Here is a 21,145-nt window from a genome sequence, read left to right as displayed (position 1 = left end):
GAACCGGGACCGGGTGTAACGCATCGACTTCCGTCACGGGTCACGCCGGGACGACTCAAACCGCGTTTCGAGCGGTGGCGACGGCCCAGGCCGCGGTGTGGGTCACACCGCTCCTGACGGGAGGCTGCCAAATGGCACCCAACGACACCACCGCATCGACCGAAGGCACCGAGGCCACCGCGGCCACCGCGGCCCCGAACCTCTTCGACGGCGGTCACACCGCCGACGCGCCGAGCGCGCCGGCCCCGCGCAAGCGGGCCTCGCGTCGCGTCACCAAGAAGGCCGCCGCCCCCGCGCCGGCTCCCGAGGTGACCGAGCCCCCCGCCGAGGGCACGGCTCCCGAAGCCGCCCAGGCCACCGAGCCGTCGGAGACCGCCGACGCAGCGCCGGCCCGCACCCCGCGCAAGCGCACGAGCCGCGCGACCAAGGCCGCGGTGTCCGACGACGCACCCAAGGCGACGCGGACGCGACGCAAGAAGGCTGCGGCGACCGAGCCCACCGAGCCCAGCGAGCCCACCGCAGCCACCGCGAAGGCCGAGGTCGCGGCCGTGGAGGCGACCGACGCCACGCAGGCACCGGACGCGACGCCTGCCGAGGCCCCCGCCGAGGAGACGCCCGGCCGACGCCGCCGCAGCTCCAAGCGCGACCGTGCCGCCGCCGCGCTCGAGGAGCTAGTCGCCAGCGTCGACGAGCAGGCCGACGCGCCTGAGGATGCCGAGGACGCCGACGAGGAGTCCGAGGAGGTCGACCCCCTCGCGGTCGTCCCGAGCTTCAGCGTCCTCTTCCAGGCTCCCGACACGAGCAGCGTCCCGACGCGCCGGTCGCGCAGCCGCCGTCCGCAGCCGGAGGAGCACGACGCCGCTGACGAGCAGGCCGACCTCGACGAGTCCGACACCGCCGACACCGCTGCCGCGGAAGAGGCCGAGCGCTCCGCTGAGGAGCAGGAGGACCGCGAGACCGGCGACGACACGTCGCCGCGCCGCTCGCGCCGTCGCCGTGGCGGCAAGGGCCGCCGGGGCCGGGGCTCGGATGCCGAGTCCGACCAGGACACCGACGACGCGTCCGACGAGGACGCGTCGAGCGAGCCGGAGGGCGGCCGGGGCCGACGCACCCGAGGCCGCACCACCCGCGACACCCAGGAGGCCCGCGAGGCCGACGCGTCCGGCGACGAGCCCGGCGACGGCGAAGGCGCGGAGGGTGACGAGGAGACCGGCTCGAGCCGGCGCCGTCGTCGCCGCCGCCGTGCCGGGTCGGGCACCGACGCCGCCGAGGACACCCCCGGCGTCTCGACGCGCGTGCGCCAGCCGCGTAGCGACGAGCCGGTGGCCGTCAAGGGCTCGACGCGCCTCGAGGCCAAGAAGCAGCGCCGCCGCGAGGGCCGCGAGGCCGGTCGACGCCGCACGATCATCACCGAGGCCGAGTTCCTCGCCCGTCGCGAGGCCGTCGACCGCGTCATGGTCGTGCGCAACAAGGACGGCCGCACCCAGATGGGCGTGCTCGAGGACGACGTGCTCGTCGAGCACTACATCGACCAGGCCACCAACGTCTCGATGGCCGGCAACATCTACCTCGGCCGCGTGCAGAACGTGCTGCCCTCGATGGAGGCGGCGTTCGTCGACATCGGCAAGGGCCGCAACGCCGTGCTCTACGCCGGTGAGGTCAACTGGGACGCCGCCGGCCTCGAGTCCGGCCAGCCCAAGCGCATCGAGAACGCGCTCGGCTCGGGCCAGACCGTCCTCGTCCAGGTGACCAAGGACCCGATCGGCCACAAGGGCGCGCGACTCACCTCGCAGATCAGCCTGCCCGGCCGTTACCTCGTCTACGTGCCGAACAGCTCGATGACCGGCATCAGCCGCAAGCTGCCCGACACCGAGCGCGCCCGCCTCAAGAAGATCCTGCGCGAGGTCGTGCCGGACTCCGCGGGCGTCATCGTGCGCACGGCCGCCGAGGGGGCGAGCGAGGAGGAGCTGCGCGCCGACGTCGAGCGCCTCACCGCGACGTGGGAGGACATCCAGGCCAAGGCCGAGGCGGGCTCCACCCCGCGCGCCGGCAAGAGCAAGGGCAAGAAGAAGAACGGCGGCAGCGGCTCCGCGACCGGCGGCACGGCCCCGATGCTCCTGCACGGCGAGCCCGACCTCACCGTCCGTGTCATCCGCGACGTCTTCAACGAGGACTTCAAGCAGCTCGTCGTCTCCGGTGAGCAGGCCTGGCAGGAGATCCACCCGTACATCACGGCCGTGGCCCCCGACCTCGCCGACCGCGTCACGAAGTGGACCTCGGAGGAGGACCTCTTCACCCACCACCGCGTCGACGAGCAGCTGTCCAAGGCCATGGACCGCAAGGTGTGGCTGCCCTCCGGTGGCTCCCTCGTCATCGACCGCACCGAGGCGATGACCGTCGTCGACGTCAACACCGGCAAGTTCGTCGGCTCGGGCGGCAACCTCGAGGAGACGGTCACCAAGAACAACCTCGAGGCGGCCGAGGAGATCGTGCGCCAGCTGCGGCTGCGCGACATCGGCGGCATCATCGTCATCGACTTCATCGACATGGTCCTCGAGAGCAACCGCGACCTCGTCGTGCGGCGCCTGCTCGAGTGCCTGGGCCGCGACCGGACCAAGCACCAGGTCGCCGAGGTCACCTCGCTCGGGCTCGTGCAGATGACCCGCAAGCGCGTCGGGTCGGGCCTCATCGAGGTCTTCTCGCACACCTGCGAGCACTGCAACGGCCGCGGCTACGTCATCTCGACCGACCCCGTCGACAGGGGCGCCCACCAGCACGAGCCCGCGAGCGACAGCCGCCGGCGCGGCGGCCGCGGCTCCGGTGGCCAAGGCACCCAGGGCACCCAGGGCACCCAGGGCACCCAGGGCGGTCAGGGAGGCTCGGGCAACCAGGGTGGCTCGGGCCAGGGGTCGCAGGGCGCGAACGGCCAGGCGCCGGCCGCCCACGACGCTGCCGCCGACCACAAGCCGTCAGGGCCGACCGCGGCCCAGATCGCCGCGGCCGCGCACGCCGCTGCCATCAAGGGCGCGACGACCGCGGCCGAGCAGATCGAACAGCTCGAGCAGCTCGGGCAGGCGGCCGAGTCGGCTGCGTCGGGACTGTCTGCCGATGGTCACCCGCACGCCTTCCCGGAGGACTCCGGCCCGTGGGGCGGCGACGACGCCCCGATGGCCGAGAAGGACGCCGACGCGACTGCGGACGGGGACGCGGCCACCCCGGTCGAGCTCGAGTCCGACGTGCCCGGTGCCGTCGACGAGCAGCCCGAGCCGACGCCGGAGCCCGCGTCCGACCCGACGCCGGAGCCGGCGCCGGAGCCGGCGCCGGAGCCGGCGCCCGCTGCGCGCGGACGCCGTCGCCGCGGCCGTGTCGTGGCGCCCGCCGGCCCGCCCAAGGCGACCGCTGACGGCGGTGGCGAGGGCGCCTGACCTCGGTTTGGAGCAGCACGCTCCTGCCGGTACGCTTGATCCTTGGTGCGCCCACCGGGCCCGTGTTGACGGGCCGGTTCCGAAAGCGGCGATCACCCCTGAACGAAGAGAGTGAGTTTCACTGTGTACGCGATTGTTCGCGCTGGCGGTCGCCAGGAGAAGGTCTCGGTGGGCGATGTCCTGCTCATCGACAAGGTGACGGGTCAGCCCGGCGACGCCGTCGAGCTCACGCCGCTGCTCCTCGTCGACGGCACGACCGTCACGTCGGATGCCGCCAAGCTGTCGAAGGCGTCGGTCAAGGCCGAGGTCGTGAAGGCCGCCAAGGGCCCGAAGATCACGATCATGAAGTACAAGAACAAGACGGGCTACCGGAAGCGTCAGGGCCACCGCCAGCCGCTGACCCAGGTCAAGATCACCGCGATCGACGCCTGACCCGGCCGACACACAGACCTCACAAGGAGCAACGACATGGCACACAAGAAGGGTGCGTCCTCGACCCGCAACGGTCGCGACTCGAACGCACAGCGACTCGGCGTCAAGCGCTTCGGCGGCCAGCAGGTCAACGCGGGCGAGATTCTCGTCCGTCAGCGCGGCACGCACTTCCACCCGGGTGAGGGTGTCGGTCGCGGTGGCGACGACACGCTGTTCGCCCTCGTCGCCGGCGCCGTGAAGTTCGGCACCAAGCGCGGCCGCAAGACCGTCAACATCGAGCAGCCGGAGACCGCTGCCGCTGAGTGATCGCCTCGATCACCACTGATGTACCGGAAGGGCGGGCCCGCGCGGCCCGTCCTTCCGCCTTTCCCGGGCCACCCGGCACTCCGATCGTGCGGATGCCGTCGGCCCACCCTGAACTGGAAGAGTGACCTCCCATGGCAGTGACCTTCGTCGACCGTGTCGTGCTGCACCTGGCCGCCGGCAACGGCGGGCACGGCGTCGCGTCGGTCCACCGTGAGAAGTTCAAGCCGCTCGGCGGCCCGGACGGCGGCAACGGTGGCCACGGCGGCTCGGTCGTGCTGCGCGTGGACCCGCAGTCCACGACGCTGCTCGACTACCACCGCCACCCGCACCGCAAGGCCGGCAACGGCGCCCCGGGCGCCGGGGACGAGAAGAACGGCGCCGACGGCGACGACCTCGTGCTGCCGGTGCCGGAGGGCACGGTCGTCAAGGACGCGTCGGGCGCGATCGTCGCCGACCTCGTCGGGATGGGCACCGAGCACGTCATCGCGCGGGGCGGGCGCGGCGGGCTCGGCAACAAGGCGCTGTCGTCGGTGCGGCGCAAGGCGCCGGGCTTCGCGCTGCTGGGTGAGCCGGGGGAGGAGATCGACGTCGTCCTCGAGTTGAAGACGCTCGCCGATGTCGCCCTGATCGGCTTCCCGAGCGCGGGCAAGTCCTCCCTGGTGTCGGTGCTCTCGGCCGCGCGTCCGAAGATCGCCGACTACCCGTTCACCACGCTCGTGCCCAACCTCGGTGTCGTCACGGCAGGCTCGAGCCGGTTCACCGTCGCCGACGTCCCGGGCCTCATCCCCGGCGCCCACGAGGGCAAGGGCCTGGGTCTGGAGTTCCTGCGCCACGTCGAGCGCTGCTCGGTGCTCGTCCACGTCATCGACTGCGCGACGCTCGAGCCTGGCCGCGACCCGATGACCGACCTCGACGTCATCGAGAACGAGCTGTCGCTCTACGTGCCCGATGCCGACCTCGGCGGCCGCCCGATCGCCGAGCGCACCCGCATCGTCGTGCTCAACAAGGCCGACGTGCCCGAGGCGCGCGAGCTCGCCGAGATGGTCAAGCCCGACCTCGAGGCCCGCGGCCTCGAGGTGTTCATCGTCTCGGCCGTGGCCCACCAGGGTCTCAACGAGCTGAGCTTCGCCATGGCGCGCCACGTCGAGCAGGCCCGCAAGGAGATCGAGGCCGAGGCCGCCGTCCCCAAGCGGGTCGTGCTGCGCCCGCGCTCGGTCGACGACCAGGGCTTCACCGTGGCCAAGGAGAACGGACCCGACGGCCCGTTCTACCGGGTCACCGGCGAGCGCCCGGTGCGCTGGGTGCGCCAGACCGACTTCAGCAACGACGAGGCCGTCGGCTACCTCGCCGACCGGCTCGCCCGCCTCGGTGTCGAGGACCGGCTGTACAAGGTGGGCGCCGTCGCGGGGGACACCGTCGTCATCGGCGCCACCGACGACGCCGTCGTCTTCGACTGGGAGCCGACGCTTCAGTCCGGGGCCGAGCTGCTCGGCGTGCGCGGCACCGACCTTCGCCTCGAGGACACCTCGCGTCCGACCCGCGACGAGAAGCGCGAAGCGATGCGCGACCGCTACGCCGCGCGCGCCGCGACGCAGGAGGAGCTCGACGCCGAGCGCCGCTCGGGCCTCTGGCACCTTCGCGACGAGGACACCGACGACGCCTGAGCCACGCTCACGGGGGCGGTGCGGCCTCTAGGGTGTGCGCATGAGCACCTGGGGCGCACTGCTTCGTCGCGGTCACCTCGGCACGCAGGCCGACCGGGCCGCCTACCGGACGCTGCACACCGCCCTGCTCGCCTCGCCCCCGCTGCGTGCCGGGCTGACGCCGCAGGCGGCGGAGCGCTCGCTCAAGCACCTGCGCTCACTGCTCGGTGCGCCGGCTCTGGCAATGACCGACACGACCCGGCTGCTCGCGTGGGAGGGCGGTCGCGCCCACCACGCCCAGCAGCCGGTCGTCATCGCGGCCGGCACGCTGCAGCACGGGCGGGCCACCGTCGTCGGCGGTCCCGACGTGGCGTGCGGCGAGCCGTCGTGCATCGTCCGTCAGGCCGTCGTCGCGCCGCTCGACGTCGACGAGAAGGTCGTCGGCACGCTGCAGGTCTTCACCGACCAGGCCTCGGCGGGTCTGGTCCGTGCGACCAACGAGGTGGCCCGATGGGTGTCGGGCCAGCTCGAGCTGGCCGAGCTCGACGCGTCACGGACCCGCCTCATGGAGGCCGAGGTGCGGGCGCTGCGGGCCCAGATCAGCCCGCACTTCGTCTACAACTCGCTGACCGCCATCGCCTCGTTCACGCGCACCGACCCCGAGCGGGCCCGCGAGCTGCTGCTCGACCTCGCCGAGTTCACCCGGTACTCCTTCCGGCGGCACGGCGAGTTCACGACGCTCGCCGAGGAGCTGCGCTCGATCGAGGCCTACCTCGTCATCGAGAAGGCCCGTTTCGGCGACCGGCTCACGGTGACGCTGCGCGTCGCGCCCGAGGTGCTGCCGGTCGTCGTGCCGTTCCTGTGCCTGCAGCCCCTCGTCGAGAACGCCGTGCGCCACGGCATCGAAGGCCGCGCCGGGCCGGGGGAGATCAGCATCCTGGCCCAGGACGTCGACCAGGAGTGCGTCGTCACGATCGAGGACAACGGCGTCGGGGAGGACCCCGATCGGGTGGCACGCGTGCTCGCCGGCGACCCGGCGAGCGACTCGGTGGGCCTGGCCAACGTCGACGAGCGGCTGCGCGCCGCGTACGGCGACGAGTACGGTCTCGTCGTCGAGACCGCCCAGGGCGCCGGGACGAAGGTCGTCGTCCGGCTGCCGAAGTTCCGCCCCGGAGTGCACGTATGAACCCCACGACGCTGCGCGTGCTGGCCGTCGACGACGAGGCGCCGGCGCTCGACGAGCTCGTCTGGATGCTCGGCCGGCACGAGTGCGTCGGCGAGGTGCTGCCGGCGCAGTCGGGGGAGGCGGCGCTGCGGGTGCTCCACGAGCAGACCGTCGACGCGATCTTCATGGACGTGCAGATGCCGGGGCTGAGCGGCCTCGACCTCGCGCGCGTGCTGTCCCGGTTCACGGCCCAGCCGCCGGTCGTCTTCGTCACGGCCCACGAGCAGCACGCCGTCGACGCCTTCGAGCTCAACGTCGTCGACTACGTGCTCAAGCCGGTGCGCGACGACCGGCTCGACCAGGCCGTCCGCAAGGTGGTGCGACGCGTCGAGGGTGGGGCGGCGGCACCGCCGGCCCCGGATGAGAGCATCGTCGTCGAGCTGGCCGGGGTGAGCCGCCTGGTCCCGCGTTCGGAGGTGCTCTACGTCGAGGCGCAGGGCGACTACGCGCGGCTGCACACCGCGTCGGGCAGCCACCTCGTGCGCGTGCCGTTGACGACGCTCGCCGACCAGTGGCGCGAGGCCGGGTTCGTTCGGATCCACCGGTCCTCCCTCGTGTCGCTCGCCCACATCAGCGAGTGGCGCACCGAGGGCGGGCGCACGACCGTCGTCGCGGGCGGGCACGAGCTCGTCGTGAGCCGGCGACACACCCGCGCACTGCGCGACCTGCTCGCCGGCCGGGCCCAGCCGCGGGGGCGGACGTGAGCCCGGACGCCCAGCAGGACAGCCCCGACGCTGGTCCGGTCGCCGCGGCGGCGCCACCGGCATCCGGACCAGCCGCGCCGGAACCGCCGGCGCGGGTGCGCGTCACGAGCCCGCGCACGGCGGCCGCCCGGACGCGCGCGACCTCGATCGCCTCGGAGATCGACGAGCAGACGCCTCTCGGCGAGGTGTACATCACCTCCCTCATGCGCAGCCAGCTGCGGCTCGCGCTCGGCGTGGCCGCGGTGCTCGCCGCGACCCTCGGAGCGCTGCCGCTCGTCCTGCACGCCTGGCCCGCGATCGGCCGCGTCGACGTGCTCGGCGTGCCCCTGCCGTGGATCCTGCTCACGCTCGTCGCCTTCGCCGAGATCATCGGCCTCGGCAGGGTCTTCGTGCGCCTCGCCGAGCGCAATGAGGAGAGCTTCAGCGACCTGCTCGACGGGCGCTGAGGGTCGGCCGTGAACAGCGTCGTCGGCGTCGTCGCCGTGGTCGTCGTGTCGGTCGCGTCGCTGGCCGTCGGCGCGTTCGGGCTGCGCCTCTCGCGCACGATGAGCGACTTCTACGTTGCCTCGCGCGGCGTCAGCCCGATCCTCAACGCATCGGCCATCAGCGGCGAGTACCTCTCTGCCGCAAGCTTTCTGGGTGTGGCAGGGCTCATCCTCGCTCGCGGCGTCGACATGCTCTGGCTGCCGGTGGGGTGGACCGCCGGCTACCTGCTGCTGCTCGTCTTCGTCGCGGCGCCGCTGCGCCGGTCGGGCGCGTACACGCTGCCCGACTTCGCCCAGCTGCGCCTCGAGTCGCTGCCGGCCCGACGCCTGTCGAGCCTGCTCGTCGTCGGCATCGGCATGCTCTACCTCATCCCGCAGTTCCAGGGGGCCGGCCTGACCCTGCGCACCCTGACCGGTGCGCCGTCGTGGGTCGGGCAGTTCGCCGTCGCGTTCGTCGTGTGCCTCAGCGTCCTGCCCGGTGGGATGCGCAGCGTGACGCTCGTCCAGGCGTTCCACTACTGGCTCAAGCTCGTCGCGCTGCTGACGCCGCTCTTCTTCCTCGTCGGGGCCTTCGCGCGGCGCGACCCCGCAACCGTCGTCGCCGCCCTCGACGTCGCCGACTGGGTCGAGCCGCTGCGTGGACCGAACGCCCTCTACCTCACGTACTCGCTCGTGCTCGCGACTTTCCTCGGCACCATGGGGCTGCCGCACGTCGTCGTGCGCTTCTACACCAACCGCGACGGACGTGCCGCGCGCCGCACGACGCTCGTCGTCCTGACACTGCTGTCCGGGTTCTACCTCCTGCCGGTGCTCTACGGGGTGCTCGGCCGCCACGTCGCCGCAGACCTCGTGGCGAGCGGTCGCTCCGACTCCGTCGTGCTCGAGCTGCCGAGCCGGCTGCTCGACGGTGCCGCGGCCCAGGGGCTGACGGCCCTGCTCGCCGCCGGCGCCTTCGCGGCCTTCCTGTCGACCTCGACGGGCCTCGTCGTGTCGGTGGCCGGCGTGCTGAGCCAGGACCTCGTGCGGTGGGGCTCCGGGCACCGGCAGGGCATCGCCTCCTTCCGCGTCTCCACCGTGCTCGCCGTCGTCCTCGCCGTCCTCCTCACCGTCGTCTCGGCGGGCGTGCCGGTGGCGCACGCGGTCGAGCTGGCGTTCGCCGTCGCGGCCTCGACGTTCTGCCCGATGCTCGTGCTCGGCATCTGGTGGCGCGGGCTCACCGCGCCGGGTGCGATCTGCGGGCTCGTCGTCGGGGGAGGGCTGTCGATGGCCTCGGTCGTCGCGACGACCTTCGGCATCGCGACCGACGGCCGCCTCGGCGTCCTCATGAGCCAGCCGGCCGCCGTCACCGTGCCGGTGGCCTTCGCGACGATGGTGCTCGGCTCGCTCGCGACGCGCTCGCGCCGGCCCGAGCACATCGCCCGAACCATGGTCCGGCTGCACGCCCCGGAGCACCTGCATCTCGACCGCGGGCCGTTCCATCCGGTCGGCTCGACCGCTCACCGCACGAACGCGACCGCTCGTCGCGGTTGAGCCCGCGCACGGCGACGACCTCTGCCGCTCGGCGACACCTGCCGCGCAGAGGATTCCGGGCGGGTGCCCACGCTCCTACGTTGGCACTCGCCCGATCACCCACCACAGGAGGTGGCCCGTGAGCAAAGAAGCTCCAGAGCGCGTGGCCGACGACCCGAACGTCGACCCGAACGTCGCCATGCAGGAGTCGGCCGAGTTCGCCGAGCTGCGAACCAAGTTCCGCCGCTTCGTGTTCCCCCTGACCGCGCTGTTCCTCGCGTGGTACTTCCTCTACGTCCTCCTCGCCGTGTTCGCCAAGGACTTCATGGCCACGCGCGTCTTCGGCAACATCACGTGGGGCCTCATCCTCGGCCTCCTCCAGTTCGTCTCGACCTTCGTCATCACGATGTACTACGCGCGCTGGGCCGACCGGGAGTTCGACCCGGCCGCGGAGGCCCTCGCCCAGAAGATGGGAGGGCACCACCAGTGAGCGCCGTCGCGACCCTCGCCCCTGCCGCCACCACGGTCGGCAACCCGGCGATCAACATCGGCATCTTCGCCCTGTTCGTCGTCGTCACCCTCGCCATCGTCATCCGCGCCTCGCGCAACAACCGCAGCGCCGCCGAGTACTACGCCGGTGGCCGGGCCTTCACGGGGCGCCAGAACGGCATCGCCATCGCCGGCGACTACCTGTCGGCGGCCAGCTTCCTCGGCATCGCGGGAGCCATCGCCCTCAACGGCTACGACGGTTTCCTCTACTCGATCGGCTTCCTCGTCGCCTGGCTCGTCGCGCTGCTGCTCGTCGCCGAGCTGCTGCGCAACGTCGGCAAGTACACGATGGCCGACGTGCTCAGCTTCCGGCTGCGCCAGCGCCCGGTCCGCATCGCGGCGGCGATCTCGACGCTCGTCGTGTCGTTCTTCTACCTGCTGGCCCAGATGGCCGGTGCCGGTGGCCTCGTCGCGCTGCTGCTCGGCGTCGAGGGGGCGGTCGGCCAGCGCGTCGTCATCGCCGTCGTCGGCCTCATCATGATCTTCTACGTCATCTACGGCGGCATGAAGGGCACGACGTGGGTCCAGATCATCAAGGCCGTGCTGCTCATCATCGGCGCCGGCATCATGACGCTGTGGGTCCTCGGCCAGTTCGGCTTCAACCTCAGCCAGCTGCTCGGTGACGCCGCGGCATCGGCCCCCAAGGCCGCCGACGGCACGACCCGCGACCTGCTCGCGCCGGGCCTGCAGTACAAGAACCCGATCGACTTCATCTCCCTGGCCATGGCCCTCGTGCTCGGAACGGCCGGCCTGCCGCACGTGCTCATGCGGTTCTACACGGTGCCGACCTCGCGCGAGGCGCGTCGTTCGGTGGTCTGGGCGATCTGGCTCATCGGCATCTTCTACCTGTTCACGCTCGTCCTCGGGTTCGGTGCCGCCGAGCTCGTCGGGGCCAAGGAGATCAAGGCCGCGCCCGGAGCCGTCAACTCGGCAGCACCGCTGCTCGCGTTCCACCTCGGTGGCGAGATCCTCCTCGGCATCATCTCGGCGGTGGCCTTCGCGACGATCCTCGCGGTCGTCGCCGGCCTGACCATCACCGCGAGCGCCTCGCTGTCGCACGACATCTACAACACCGTCGTCAAGCACGGGAAGGCGACGCCGGAGGAGGAGGTCAAGGTCGCGCGCATGGCGGCGCTCGTCCTCGGCGCGATCGCCATCGTCGGTGGCATCTTCGCGCTGGGCCAGAACATCGCCTTCCTCGTGGCCCTCGCCTTCGCCATCGCGGCGAGCGCGAACCTGCCGACGATCCTCTACTCGCTGTTCTGGAAGCGGTTCAACACCCGGGGCGCCCTGTGGTCGATCTACGGCGGTCTCATCAGCGCGATCACGCTCATCGTGTTCTCGCCGGTCGTGTCGGGCAAGCCGGTCGACCCCGCGACGGGCAAGAGCCCCTCGATGCTCCAGGGCGTCGACTTCCACTGGTTCCCGCTCGACAACCCGGGGATCATCTCGATCCCGCTCGGCTTCCTGCTCGGGTACATCGGGACGGTGACGAGCCGGGAGTTCAACGCCGCGAAGTACGCGGAGATGGAGGTCCGCTCGCTCACCGGTGTCGGCGCGGAGACCGCGACACACCACTGAGCACCCGATCGGCTCGAGCAGCTCGAGCAGCACTGTCGCAGAAGCGGTCACGCGCCCACCCGGACGCGTGGCCGCTTCCGTCGTGTCCCTGTGGAGTTCGTCTAGAGCACGACGAGGTCGTCGCGGTGGATGACCTCGCGCTCGTACTCGGGGCCGAGGTCGCGGGCCAGCTCGCGCGTCGAGCGGCCGAGGAGCGCGGGCAGCTCGACGGAGTCGTAGTTGACGAGGCCGCGGGCCACGGCCGTCCCGTCGGGCCCGCAGACGTCGACGGGGTCGCCCTCGTGGAAGGTGCCCTCCACGGCGACGATGCCGGCGGGCAGGAGCGACTTCTTGCGGTGCACGAGGGCCGCGACGGCGCCGTCGTCGACGACGAGCCGTCCGCGCGCCGTCGTCGCGTGCTCGAGCCAGAGACGGCGCGAACGGCCGCGCACGCCGATCGGCAGGAAGACGGTGCCGACGTCCTCACCGGAGAGCACCTGCACGACGCGGTCGGCCGCGGTGACGGTCGTGACCACCCCCGCGGCGGTCGCGATGCGCGCCGCCTCGATCTTCGTCGTCATGCCGCCGGTACCGACCTTCGAGCCGCTGCCGCCGATCTCGACGCCGACGAGGTCCTCGGGACCGCGGACGAGCGGGATGCGGGTGGTGCCGGCACGAGTGGGCGGGCCGTCGTAGAGCGCGTCGACGTCGGACAGCAGGACGAGGGCGTCGGCATCGATGAGGTGGGCGACGAGGGCGGCGAGGCGGTCGTTGTCGCCGAAGCGGATCTCCGAGGTGGCCACCGTGTCGTTCTCGTTGACGATGGGCAGGACGCCGAGGTCGAGGAGACGTTCGAGGGTGCGGCGCGCGTTGGCGTAGTGGGTCCGGCGCGTCACGTCGTCGGCGGTGAGCAGCACCTGCCCGACGGTGATGCCGTGCCGGCCGAACGCCGCGGTGTAGCCGGCGAGGAGGGCGCCCTGGCCCACCGACGCCGCGGCCTGCTGGGTCGCGAGGTCGCGCGGACGCGTGCCGAGCCGGAGCGGGTGGATGCCGGCGGCGATGGCGCCGGAGCTGACGAGCACGACCTGGGTGCCGTCGCCGTGGCGTCGGGCGAGGGCGTCGGACAGGGCGACGAGCCGATCGTGGTCGATGCCGCCGTCGGGACCCGTCAGCGAGCTCGACCCGACCTTGACGACGAGGCGTCGGGCGGTGGCGATGACGGATCGGGGAGACACGGGTCGACTGTAGTGACGGGTGCGCCCGGCCGGGTGCGGTGTCCACGTGGGACCGGTCGCCGTTGACACGGATCACCTTGCGATGTGCAATATATTGCATGCCGATCCCGAGCGAGTCCCTCGCGCCGCGACCGCTGCTGCGCGACGACGTGCACCAGCGCCTGCGCGACGCCATCGTCGACGGCACGCTGACGCCGGGGGAGCGCCTGCGCGACCAGGACCTCGCCGCGTGGCTCGGGGTGAGCCGCACGCCCGTGCGTGAGGCGCTGCTGCGCCTCGGCCAGGCCGGGCTCGTGCACGCGGCCCCGGGGCGGTCGACGACGGTCGCCACCCTCGACGCCCGCGCCATCCGCGACGCGCAGGCCGTCGTCGCCGCGATGCACCGGCTCGCCCTCGAGCAGGGCGTGCCCCAGCTCGGGCCCGCCGACCTCGAGGCCATGCGGGAGGCCAACGACCGCTTCGCCGACGCGCTGCGCCGGGGCGACGCCGACGCGGCCGTGACCGCCGACGACGCCTTCCACGCCGTCGCGGTGCGCGCCGCCGCCAACGCCGCCGTCGAGAGCGTCCTCGACCAGTTCACGCCGGTGCTGCGCCGCCTCGAGCGGCTCCGCTTCGGCTCACTCTCGGGCCGCGCGTCCGTCGCCCTCCACGAGCGGATCATCGACCGGTGTGCGGCCGGCGACACCGCGGCAGCCGCAGACGTGGCCCACGAGACGTGGGAGACCCTCCGCCCCCTCATCGAGACCCTCGAGTCCGAGAACGCCTGAGCTGCAAGGAGATCCATCGTGTCGATCCACGACTTCGAGCGCTACCCGCTCACCTTCGGCCCCAGCCCGGTGCACCGGCTCGACCGCCTCACGACGCACCTCGGCGGCGCCGACGTCTGGGCCAAGCGGGAGGACGTCAACAGCGGCCTGGCCTTCGGCGGCAACAAGACCCGCAAGCTCGAGTACATCGTCCCCGACGTGCTCGCGAGCGGTGCCGACACGCTGGTCTCGATCGGCGGCTACCAGAGCAACCACACCCGGCAGGTCGCCGCGGTCGCGGCCAAGCTCGGCCTCGGCTGCCGGCTCGTGCAGGAGCGGTGGGTCGACTGGGACGACCCGGTCAACGAGCGCGTCGGCAACATCCTGCTCTCGCGGATCATGGGCGCCGACGTGCGTCTGGACCCGCACGGCTTCGACATCGGCATCCGCCCGTCGTGGGAGGAGGCCATCGCCGAGGTCGAGGCGGCAGGCGGTCACCCGTACGCGATCCCGGCCGGGGCGTCCGAGCACCGCCTCGGCGGCCTCGGGTTCGCGAACTGGGCGTACGAGGTGGCCGAGCAGGAGCGGGCCCTCGGAGTATTCTTCGACACCGTCGTCGTGTGCACCGTCACCGGCTCGACGCACGCCGGGATGATCGCGGGATTCGCCGCCCTCGAGGACGCCGGCGGACGCCCGCGGCGCGTCATCGGCATCGACGCGTCGGCCACCCTCGAGAAGACCCGCGACCAGGTCGGTCGCATCGCCCGCCACACGGCCGCCCTCATCGGCCTCGAACGCGAGTTGCGCGACGACGAGGTGACGGTCCTTCCGGGCTGGGCCGGCGACCTCTACGGCGTCCCGGTCGCCTCGACCGTCGAGGCGATCCGGCTGTCCGGCCGGCTCGAGGGGATGATCATCGACCCCGTCTACGAGGGGAAGTCGATGGCGGGCCTCGTCGACCTCGTCACGTCGGGGGAGATCCCGAAGGACTCCACGGTCCTCTACGCCCACCTCGGCGGCCAGCCGGCCCTCAACGCCTACAGCGGCATCTTCGACTGACGGGGCGCTCGGCGAAGGTCGGCGGTCCAGCCCGCGGAAACGCGGCGAGCAGCGACGCGGCGCCGACCTACCCTTGGACCATGGAACGGACGATCGACCCCGCCGTCGTCGAGCACGTGGCCCGGGTGGCCGACGGCGCCCGCGTCGCCTCCCGCCGCCTCGCCCTCATGTCCCGGGCCGAGAAGGACGCCGCCCTCCTCGCCCTCGCCGACGCCGTCGACGCCGCCACCGCGGCGATCGTCGCGGCCAACGCCGAGGACCTCGAGCGGGGGCGCCTGGCCGGGATGTCCGAGAGCCTGCAGGACCGCCTGCGCCTCGACGGGCAGCGCGTCGCCGCGGTCGTCCAGGCGCTGCGGGACGTCGCGGCGCTGCCCGACCCGGTCGGCGAGGTCGTCCGCGGCTCGACGCTCGCCAACGGCCTGCAGATCCGCCAGGTGCGGGTGCCGATGGGCGTCATCGGGATGATCTACGAGGCCCGACCCAACGTCACCGTCGACGCCGCCGGGCTCGCCCTGAAGTCCGGCAACGCGGTCATCCTCCGCGGCGGGTCGGCCGCAGCGAGCACCAACCACGCCCTCGTCGAGGCGCTCCGCGGCTCCCTCGCGGCGCAGGGGCTGCCGGCCGACGCCGTCAACCTCCTCGAGGAGGGCGGCCGCGACGCCGCACGGGCCCTCATGACCGCGCGCGGGCGCGTCGACCTCGTCATCCCGCGCGGCGGCGCCGACCTCATCCAGACCGTCGTCACCGAGTCCACCGTGCCCGTCATCGAGACCGGCGTCGGCGTCTGCCACGTGTACGTCGACCGCGCCGCCGACCTCGACAAGGCGCGCGCCATCACCCTCAACGCCAAGACGCACCGGCCGAGCGTCTGCAACGCCGCCGAGTCGCTCCTCGTGCACCGCGACGTCGCCGCCGACTTCCTGCCCAAGACGCTGACCGACCTCGCCGGTGCCGGTGTGCGCCTGCACGTCGGGCCCGAGGTGTCCGAGTACGCCGAGGCGGCCGGCGCAGCCTACGACCTCGCGTCCGAGACCGACTTCGGCACGGAGTGGCACGGCCTGGAGATGAGCGTCGCCGTCGTCGACGACCTCGACGAGGCCATGGAGCGGATCCGCCGGTACGGCACCGGGCACACCGAGGCCATCGTCACCGAGGACCGGGGCGCCGCACGGCGGTTCACCGCCGAGGTCGACGCCGCCGCGGTCATGGTCAACGCCAGTACCCGGTTCACCGACGGCGGCGAGTTCGGCTTCGGCGCCGAGATCGGCATCTCGACCCAGAAGCTGCACGCCCGCGGCCCGATGGCCCTGCCTGAGCTGACGACGACCAAGTGGGTCGTGGAGGGCGACGGGCACGTTCGTTGAGGGGTCGGGCACTGATGGCATGATGTGCCGTCATGGAAGGCACCGAGGTCCGCAAGCTCGCCCAGCTCGAGGACGAGCACTGGTGGTATCGGGAACGGCGTCACCTGCTCGCCCGTGCCCTCACCGGTCTCGCTCCCGGGCGCGCCATCGACATCGGCGCCGCGGGAGGTGGCAACACCCGCGTCCTGCGTGAGCACGGCTGGGACGCAGTGGCGCTCGAGTACGGCGCCGACGGCGCGGCGGTCGCCCACGAGCGCGGCCTGGCCACGCTGCGCGGCGACGCGACGAACCTGCCGCTGGCCTCCGACTCGCTCGACCTCGTCATCGCCTTCGACGTCCTCGAGCACATCGAGGACGACGACGCCGCGGTCGCCGAGGTGCATCGCGTCCTGCGCCGGGGCGGCACCTACCTCGTCGCCGTCCCGGCCGACCCGCGCCTGTGGTCGAGCCACGACGTCGCTGTTGACCACGTGCGCCGCTACACCCGTGAGGGCCTGGTCGAGCTGCTCGACCGGGGCGGGTTCGAGGTCGCCGACGTGCGGTCGTGGAACGTGCTGCTGCGGCCCGTCGTCGCGATGCGGCGCCGCACCAGCTCGGGCTCGGACCTCGAGGACCTCAACCCCGTGGTCAACCTCGGGCTGCGCGCCATCATCGCCGCCGAGCGGTACCTGCCGGTCGGCGGGCTGCCGGGCGTCAGCCTCCTCGTGCGGGCTCAGCCGCGCAGCTGACCTGCCTGCGCAGAGGGGTGCCCGTCGCCGGCGGGCGCGACGGGTCCCGACGCGTCACCGGCGACCGGCACGGACGCGTCGCCGGTCGGCACGGACGCGTCCGACGCGTCCGCCGTGACGTGGACCGACGCGTCGGCCGGGTGCGCCACCAGGTGGGCGTCGGAGGGCTGTGCCGGCAGGGGCGTGTCGGTCGGGCCGTGCCCGGCCGCGGTAGCCGTCATCGAGTCGTAGGCGATGAAGTACGTCGGCCGGCCCTGCATGTGCGCGTACATCCGCCCGATGTACTCGCCGAGGATGCCGACGCAGACCAGCTGCACCGCGCCGACGCCGGAGACGATCGCGACGGTGGAGGTCCAGCCGGCGACGGTGTGGCCCTGGGCGCGTGCGACGAGCGTGTAGAGGAAGAGCAGCACCGCGAGGACCGCGCCTGCGAACCCGGCGAACGTCGCCACCCGCAGCGGCGCCGTCGAGAAGCCCGTGAGGGAGTCGAGCGAGAGCTTGATCATCTTGATGAGCGGGTACTTCGAGTCTCCCGCCGCGCGCTCCTCGCGCTTGTACTCGACGGTGTCGGACGGGAAGTTCAGCGCCGGCACGATGAAGCGCAGCACGCGGTTGTGCTCCGGGAGGCTGTTGATCGCGTCGACCGTGGCCCGCGACATGAGGCGGTAGTCGCCGGCATCGGCGTGCGCGCTCGTCGGCGACATGAGCTGGATGAGCCGGTAGAACGACTGGGCCGAGACCCGCTTGAACCACGTGTCGGTGGAGCGGTCGTTGCGCACGCCGTAGACGACGTCGACGCCGTCGTCCTTCGCAGCCGCGAGCATCTGGGGGATGATCTCGGGCGGGTCCTGCAGGTCGGCGTCGATCGTCACGACGTAGTCGCCGAGGGCGCTGACGAGCCCCGCCGAGATCGCGGCCTGGTGTCCGGCGTTCGCGCGCAGGCGGACGACGCGCAGCTGCGGCCACTCGCGGTGGTAGCGCTGCAGGAGCGCCGCTGTGAGGTCCTTGCTGCCGTCGTCGACCGCGACGACCTCGTACGGCGAGCCGAGCCCGTCGAGGATCGGACGTAGCCGCTGCACGAGGAGGGGGAGCACCTCCTCCTCGTTGTACATCGGGATGACGACGGACAGCTCGGGAACCATGCGCACAAGGGTACGGCCGCCGATGGGTGCCTCCTGTCACCGTGCTGTGTGCTCGCCCTGTCGCGGCCGCGACCGGGCGGCGCTAGCGTGCCCGGGTGAGGCATCCCACCGACGAGCCGCCGCTGGGCGGCCTGGCCCCCGGCACCCCCGTGGCCGGACGGTTCACGAAGTGGGGGCAGCGTCCGCACTGGCAGTGGACGGGCGTCTACGTCGGGTCCGACGCGCACGGCCACTGGTGGTACGCGCCGCGGGGCACCCGCTGCGTCCGACCGGGTGTGGACTTCCTCGAGGAGCACGACTGGGTGTCGCTCGCCCCGCACGACGGTGGCTGGGCCGCCGGCTTCTACCCGGACGAGAAGGAGATCTCCGTCTACGTCGACATGACGACGGCGCCGCGCTGGCAGCGTCGCGACCCCGCCCTCGACCACTGGGGGGCCGAGGGGCCGGAGTGGGAGGTGACGATGGTCGACCTCGACCTCGACGTCGTGCTCACTCGCGAGGGGCACCTCTTCGTCGATGACGAGGACGAGTTCGACGAGCACCGGGTCAGCCTCGGCTACCCGCCCGAGGTCGTCGCGCTCGCCGAGGCCACCCGCGACGCCGTCTTCGCGGCCCTTGCCCGCGGGGACGAGCCGTTCGGCTCGGTCGGGCACGCGTGGCTGCGCCGGGCGCGGACGATAGGCTGACCCCATGTCTGATCGTGTCCTCGCCCTGGCCGCCGAGACCCAGGAGGCCACCCGCGAGCTTCCCATGCCGGTGATCGCCTACTTCCTCATCGCCTTCTCGGTGTTCCTCGTCCTCCTCGGGATCACGTGGAGCTTCCGCAACACCGCCTACAAGGTGGCCCAGAACCGCCGCCGGCAGCACGGCGCCCCGGGTGCCGGTGTCGACCCGAACGGACCGCACCACTGAGCATGCGCCTCGGCGTCATGGGTGGGACGTTCGACCCGATCCACCACGGCCACCTCGTCGCCGCGAGCGAGGTCCAGTCGCTGTTCGGCCTCGACGAGGTCGTCTTCGTCCCCACCGGGCAGCCCTGGCAGAAGGCCGCCCAGGACGTCTCACCCGCCGAGGACCGCTACCTCATGACCGTCATCGCGACGGCCAGCAACCCCCGCTTCACCGTGAGCCGGGTCGACATCGACCGCCCCGGGCCGACGTACACGATCGACACCCTGCGAGACATCAGGGCCGAGCGCCCGGACGCCGAGCTGTTCTTCATCACCGGCGCCGACGCGCTGGCCGAGATCCTGTCGTGGAAGGACTCCGAGCTCCTCTTCGACCTCGCCCACTTCATCGGCGTCACGCGCCCCGGGCACGAGCTGTCCGACAAGGGCCTGCCCGAGCACCGCGTGACGCTCCAGGAGGTGCCGGCCATGGCCATCAGCTCCACCGACTGCCGCGCACGCGTGGCCGGGGGCGAGCCGGTCTGGTACCTCGTCCCGGACGGCGTCGTCCAGTACATCAACAAGTACCGGCTCTACTCGGGACTGCCCGCGCAGCCCGAGCTGGCCGGTGCACCTCAAGGAGACCAGTGACCGCAGCAGACCGTTCGCTCCAGCTCGCCAAGGCGGCCGCGGCCGCGGCGGAGGAGAAGATCGCCGAGAAGGTCGTCGCGATCGACGTCAGCGAGCAGATGCCGCTCACCGACGTCTTCGTCATCGCCTCGGCCGCCTCCGAGCGCCAGGTGGGCGCCATCGTCGACGAGGTGGAGGACCGCCTCCGCGAGCTCGGCAGCAAGCCGATCCGACGGGAGGGCGAGCGTGAGGGCCGCTGGGTCCTCATCGACTTCGGCGACATCATCGTGCACGTGCAGCACGAGGAGGAGCGCGAGTACTACGCCCTCGAGCGCCTCTGGAAGGACTGCCCCGAGATCGACCTCACGCACGTCGACGCGCCGGCGAGGCCCGCGTCGGACGAGGCGTGAGCGCCGACCGGCCCACGCCACGGCGCATCGTCCTGGTCCGCCACGCCGAGACCGTCGACAACGCCGCCCGCGTCTGGCAGGGACACAAGGACACCCCGCTCTCGGACCGGGGACGCGCCCAGGTGCGGGCCGCCGCTCCGCACCTGGCCGCCTACGAGCCGGCCCTCGTCGTCTCCAGCGACCTCCAGCGGGCCGCGTCGACGGCCGAGGCCATCGCCGAGCTGACCGGGCGGACCGTGCGCATCGACGAGCGGCTGCGCGAGGTGCACGTCGGGCAGTGGCAGGGCATGCATGCCGACGACGTGCGCGAGCAGTTCCCCGACGTCGTCGCGGCCCTCGACCGTGGTGAGGACGCCCCACGCGGCGTCACGGGGGAGACCCGCGCCGACGTCGCCGTGCGAGCGGGCGCGGCCCTGCGCGACGTGGCCGACGCGCTCGAGCAGGGCCAGACGGCCGTCGTCGTCGCGCACGGGGTGTCGGCCCGGGTCGCCGCGAGCGACCTCGTGGGCCTCGACCAGGACGTCTCCGACGCCGTCTTCCGCGGCCTCGACAACTGCCACTGGATCGAGCTCGTCGAGGTCTCCAAGAGCTTCTCGGCGCTCACCCGGTGGCGCATCAGCGGCTGGAACCTCGGTCCCTGGAGCGTCTGAAGGCAGCTCCGCGGAGTGTCCTGCGTGACCCGGTCTGCCCGGATCGGCCGCTCCGCCACCGGATTTGGGATCGGGGCGCGGAACCCGCTATGGTTACGCAGTCGCCTCACGGAGACGACACCCGAAAGGGGCTGTGGCGCAGCTGGTAGCGCACCTCCATGGCATGGAGGGGGTCAGGGGTTCGAGTCCCCTCAGCTCCACAAATGAGAGAGAGACCGGACACGCTTTTCGTCCGGTCTCTCTCTCATTTCCGGATGTGTATGGGGGACTCGGGAGGAGGCGGAGCGCAGCGGAGCCGACGGCTCCCCTCAGCGCCCGGTCGAGCCGCACTGCTGGGCGTCAGGACGAAAACTCACTGGTTGGGTCCCGCTGGGGACTGCTAGATGTGATGCCCAGTCACGTTGGTCGAGTCAGTGTGACGAGACGATCTGACCTCCTGACAGATGAAGACCTCCC

Annotated in this window: 21 protein-coding genes and 1 tRNA gene; 20 read left to right on the top strand and 2 right to left on the bottom strand. The window is 72.3% G+C overall.

Features of this window, described 5'->3' with window-relative positions:
* The first annotated feature begins 131 nt into the window (after nt 1-131).
* From AC3A5R_RS22310 to AC3A5R_RS22265, 10 genes are all read left to right on the top strand, one after another.
* Nucleotides 132-3,425, top strand: a complete 3,294-nt coding sequence (locus tag AC3A5R_RS22310; protein WP_487622969.1) for an Rne/Rng family ribonuclease — start codon at nt 132-134, stop codon at nt 3,423-3,425.
* A 123-nt stretch (nt 3,426-3,548) separates the two neighbouring features.
* Nucleotides 3,549-3,857, top strand: a complete 309-nt coding sequence (gene rplU / locus AC3A5R_RS22305) for a 50S ribosomal protein L21 (RefSeq protein ID WP_076259053.1) — start codon at nt 3,549-3,551, stop codon at nt 3,855-3,857.
* 36 nt (nt 3,858-3,893) lie between these two features.
* Nucleotides 3,894-4,163: a 50S ribosomal protein L27 gene (gene rpmA, locus AC3A5R_RS22300; RefSeq protein ID WP_487622968.1), complete on the top strand. Its 270-nt coding sequence runs from the start codon at nt 3,894-3,896 to the stop codon at nt 4,161-4,163.
* A gap of 131 nt (nt 4,164-4,294) precedes the next feature.
* Nucleotides 4,295-5,827 carry a GTPase ObgE gene (gene obgE, locus AC3A5R_RS22295; RefSeq protein WP_487622967.1) on the top strand — a complete coding sequence of 511 codons (1,533 nt, stop codon included), beginning with the start codon at nt 4,295-4,297 and terminating at the stop codon, nt 5,825-5,827.
* A gap of 40 nt (nt 5,828-5,867) precedes the next feature.
* Nucleotides 5,868-6,992 carry a sensor histidine kinase gene (locus AC3A5R_RS22290; protein ID WP_487622966.1) on the top strand — a complete coding sequence of 375 codons (1,125 nt, stop codon included), beginning with the start codon at nt 5,868-5,870 and terminating at the stop codon, nt 6,990-6,992.
* Nucleotides 6,989-7,735: a LytR/AlgR family response regulator transcription factor gene (locus AC3A5R_RS22285; protein WP_487622965.1), complete on the top strand. Its 747-nt coding sequence runs from the start codon at nt 6,989-6,991 to the stop codon at nt 7,733-7,735. The genes AC3A5R_RS22290 and AC3A5R_RS22285 overlap by 4 nt, the downstream gene beginning before the upstream one ends.
* Complete coding sequence (locus AC3A5R_RS22280; protein ID WP_487622964.1) at nt 7,732-8,181, top strand: hypothetical protein; 450 nt, start codon at nt 7,732-7,734, stop codon at nt 8,179-8,181. The genes AC3A5R_RS22285 and AC3A5R_RS22280 overlap by 4 nt, the downstream gene beginning before the upstream one ends.
* A 9-nt stretch (nt 8,182-8,190) precedes the next feature.
* The gene (locus AC3A5R_RS22275; RefSeq protein WP_487622963.1) at nt 8,191-9,750 is read left to right on the top strand and encodes a sodium/solute symporter; all 1,560 of its coding nucleotides are present in this window, start codon (nt 8,191-8,193) and stop codon (nt 9,748-9,750) included.
* A gap of 178 nt (nt 9,751-9,928) precedes the next feature.
* A complete protein-coding gene (locus AC3A5R_RS22270; RefSeq protein ID WP_323099840.1) occupies nt 9,929-10,219 on the top strand; it encodes a DUF485 domain-containing protein in 291 nt (96 codons plus the stop codon).
* Nucleotides 10,216-11,859: a solute symporter family protein gene (locus tag AC3A5R_RS22265; RefSeq protein WP_487622962.1), complete on the top strand. Its 1,644-nt coding sequence runs from the start codon at nt 10,216-10,218 to the stop codon at nt 11,857-11,859. The genes AC3A5R_RS22270 and AC3A5R_RS22265 overlap by 4 nt, the downstream gene beginning before the upstream one ends.
* 101 nt (nt 11,860-11,960) lie before the next feature.
* Here AC3A5R_RS22265 and proB read toward each other — a convergent pair whose 3' ends face one another.
* Entirely contained in the window at nt 11,961-13,073 is a 1,113-nt protein-coding gene (gene proB, locus AC3A5R_RS22260) for a glutamate 5-kinase (RefSeq protein WP_487622961.1), read from the bottom strand.
* Between the two features lie 98 nt (nt 13,074-13,171).
* Here proB and AC3A5R_RS22255 point away from each other — a divergent pair, with 98 nt between their 5' ends.
* From AC3A5R_RS22255 to AC3A5R_RS22240, 4 genes are all read left to right on the top strand, one after another.
* On the top strand, nt 13,172-13,840 hold the full coding sequence (locus AC3A5R_RS22255) for a GntR family transcriptional regulator (protein WP_487622960.1): 669 nt from the start codon (nt 13,172-13,174) through the stop codon (nt 13,838-13,840).
* An 18-nt stretch (nt 13,841-13,858) separates the two neighbouring features.
* On the top strand, nt 13,859-14,878 hold the full coding sequence (locus tag AC3A5R_RS22250; RefSeq protein WP_487622959.1) for a 1-aminocyclopropane-1-carboxylate deaminase: 1,020 nt from the start codon (nt 13,859-13,861) through the stop codon (nt 14,876-14,878).
* Nucleotides 14,879-14,958: 80 nt separating this feature from the next.
* Nucleotides 14,959-16,242: a glutamate-5-semialdehyde dehydrogenase gene (locus AC3A5R_RS22245; protein WP_487622958.1), complete on the top strand. Its 1,284-nt coding sequence runs from the start codon at nt 14,959-14,961 to the stop codon at nt 16,240-16,242.
* A gap of 32 nt (nt 16,243-16,274) precedes the next feature.
* The gene (locus AC3A5R_RS22240) at nt 16,275-16,970 is read left to right on the top strand and encodes a class I SAM-dependent methyltransferase (protein WP_487622957.1); all 696 of its coding nucleotides are present in this window, start codon (nt 16,275-16,277) and stop codon (nt 16,968-16,970) included.
* Here the strand turns inward: AC3A5R_RS22240 and AC3A5R_RS22235 are convergent.
* Nucleotides 16,955-18,112, bottom strand: coding sequence for a glycosyltransferase family 2 protein (locus tag AC3A5R_RS22235; RefSeq protein WP_487622956.1), 1,158 nt, complete (start codon nt 18,110-18,112; stop codon nt 16,955-16,957). The two genes, AC3A5R_RS22240 and AC3A5R_RS22235, sit on opposite strands and share 16 nt — an antisense overlap.
* A gap of 95 nt (nt 18,113-18,207) precedes the next feature.
* On the opposite strand from AC3A5R_RS22235, the gene AC3A5R_RS22230 reads away from it, so the two are divergent.
* The 6 genes from AC3A5R_RS22230 (at nt 18,208) to AC3A5R_RS22205 (ending at nt 20,889) form a co-directional block, all read left to right on the top strand.
* Nucleotides 18,208-18,798 carry a DUF402 domain-containing protein gene (locus AC3A5R_RS22230; RefSeq protein WP_487622955.1) on the top strand — a complete coding sequence of 197 codons (591 nt, stop codon included), beginning with the start codon at nt 18,208-18,210 and terminating at the stop codon, nt 18,796-18,798.
* 4 nt (nt 18,799-18,802) lie between these two features.
* Nucleotides 18,803-19,024 (top strand): hypothetical protein, encoded by a 222-nt coding sequence (locus tag AC3A5R_RS22225; protein WP_323099738.1) that lies wholly within the window; start codon nt 18,803-18,805, stop codon nt 19,022-19,024.
* A gap of 2 nt (nt 19,025-19,026) precedes the next feature.
* Nucleotides 19,027-19,650 carry a nicotinate-nucleotide adenylyltransferase gene (gene nadD / locus AC3A5R_RS22220; protein ID WP_487622954.1) on the top strand — a complete coding sequence of 208 codons (624 nt, stop codon included), beginning with the start codon at nt 19,027-19,029 and terminating at the stop codon, nt 19,648-19,650.
* Nucleotides 19,647-20,039, top strand: coding sequence for a ribosome silencing factor (gene rsfS, locus AC3A5R_RS22215; RefSeq protein WP_323099743.1), 393 nt, complete (start codon nt 19,647-19,649; stop codon nt 20,037-20,039). The genes nadD and rsfS overlap by 4 nt, the downstream gene beginning before the upstream one ends.
* Nucleotides 20,036-20,689 (top strand): histidine phosphatase family protein, encoded by a 654-nt coding sequence (locus AC3A5R_RS22210; RefSeq protein ID WP_487622953.1) that lies wholly within the window; start codon nt 20,036-20,038, stop codon nt 20,687-20,689. The genes rsfS and AC3A5R_RS22210 overlap by 4 nt, the downstream gene beginning before the upstream one ends.
* Nucleotides 20,690-20,816: 127 nt before the next feature.
* Nucleotides 20,817-20,889: transfer RNA gene (locus AC3A5R_RS22205), tRNA-Ala, on the top strand.
* The last annotated feature ends 256 nt before the right edge of the window (nt 20,890-21,145 follow it).

This window comes from Intrasporangium sp. Soil_C_50, assembly GCF_057656595.1.
This window is presented reverse-complemented; position numbering and strand designations above follow the sequence as displayed.

Coding starts and splice junctions, on each gene's coding strand:
- AC3A5R_RS22225 (WP_323099738.1), top strand. CDS start 18,803: ATGTCTGATCGTGTCCTCGCCCTGGCCGCCGAGACCCAGGAGGCCACC.
- AC3A5R_RS22290 (WP_487622966.1), top strand. CDS start 5,868: ATGAGCACCTGGGGCGCACTGCTTCGTCGCGGTCACCTCGGCACGCAG.
- AC3A5R_RS22310 (WP_487622969.1), top strand. CDS start 132: ATGGCACCCAACGACACCACCGCATCGACCGAAGGCACCGAGGCCACC.
- AC3A5R_RS22245 (WP_487622958.1), top strand. CDS start 14,959: ATGGAACGGACGATCGACCCCGCCGTCGTCGAGCACGTGGCCCGGGTG.
- AC3A5R_RS22255 (WP_487622960.1), top strand. CDS start 13,172: ATGCCGATCCCGAGCGAGTCCCTCGCGCCGCGACCGCTGCTGCGCGAC.
- AC3A5R_RS22240 (WP_487622957.1), top strand. CDS start 16,275: ATGGAAGGCACCGAGGTCCGCAAGCTCGCCCAGCTCGAGGACGAGCAC.
- AC3A5R_RS22270 (WP_323099840.1), top strand. CDS start 9,929: ATGCAGGAGTCGGCCGAGTTCGCCGAGCTGCGAACCAAGTTCCGCCGC.
- rpmA (WP_487622968.1), top strand. CDS start 3,894: ATGGCACACAAGAAGGGTGCGTCCTCGACCCGCAACGGTCGCGACTCG.
- nadD (WP_487622954.1), top strand. CDS start 19,027: ATGCGCCTCGGCGTCATGGGTGGGACGTTCGACCCGATCCACCACGGC.
- AC3A5R_RS22285 (WP_487622965.1), top strand. CDS start 6,989: ATGAACCCCACGACGCTGCGCGTGCTGGCCGTCGACGACGAGGCGCCG.
- AC3A5R_RS22235 (WP_487622956.1), bottom strand. CDS start 18,112: ATGGTTCCCGAGCTGTCCGTCGTCATCCCGATGTACAACGAGGAGGAG.
- obgE (WP_487622967.1), top strand. CDS start 4,295: ATGGCAGTGACCTTCGTCGACCGTGTCGTGCTGCACCTGGCCGCCGGC.